This window comes from Pannonibacter sp. I15F10I1 (assembly GCF_900185665.1).
GTDB classification, from domain to species: domain Bacteria; phylum Pseudomonadota; class Alphaproteobacteria; order Rhizobiales; family Stappiaceae; genus Pannonibacter; species Pannonibacter indicus.
The window spans coordinates 1-578 of the sequence record NZ_FYAN01000005.1 but is presented as its reverse complement, the minus strand read 5'-3'; the positions used below and the strand labels follow the sequence as shown (position 1 = coordinate 578).

Below are 578 nucleotides of genomic sequence, written 5' to 3'. Positions count from 1 at the left end.
TCAGATGCCGCTTCGCCTGGTTCCAGAAGTTCTCGATACCGTTGATGTGGTTGGCATCTTCGGCAAAGAGTTCCGAGTGGTTGATCCGGACGTGATGGAACTCGGAAACGTCCAGCACGTCATAGGCTCCGAAGCTGTCGGTATAGACGATGGAATCGGGCCTCACCTTGTTCCTGATGATCGGAAAAAGCGTTTCGGTTCGGGCATTTGGGATGACCACGACATGAACCTTGCCGCCCCGTTTCAGGAGCCCGAAAATCGGAACCTTGCCCGCAGCGCCACGTCCCCGCTTGCCCTTCCTGCGTCCACCGAAATAGCTCTCGTCAGCCTCAACTTCGCCGCTCATGAGGCCTGGCTCCGCTGCCGCCAGTTCCGCGAAAATGACCTCCCTGAGCTTGTGGAAGAACAGGATCGCGGTGTTGCGGTTCACGCCGGTCAACTCGGCTGCCGAACGGGCTGTTGCGCCCGCGCAGAAATACTTCAAAAGCTCGGCCTGAATGCTTACCGGAAGCCTGCTCCGGCGCCTGAACTTAACCATCTGACAAAAATAGCCTTTCCTAGCTATCTATGTCAGCCCC

At 57.3% G+C, this 578-nt stretch carries 1 protein-coding gene; it reads right to left on the bottom strand.

The window, feature by feature from the left end; genetic code table 11:
* Window positions 1-538: IS1595 family transposase (locus tag IF10I1_RS04505; protein WP_186424373.1), on the bottom strand; the 538-nt coding region annotated here is incomplete at its 3' end.
* Between the last annotated feature and the right edge of the window lie 40 nt (window positions 539-578).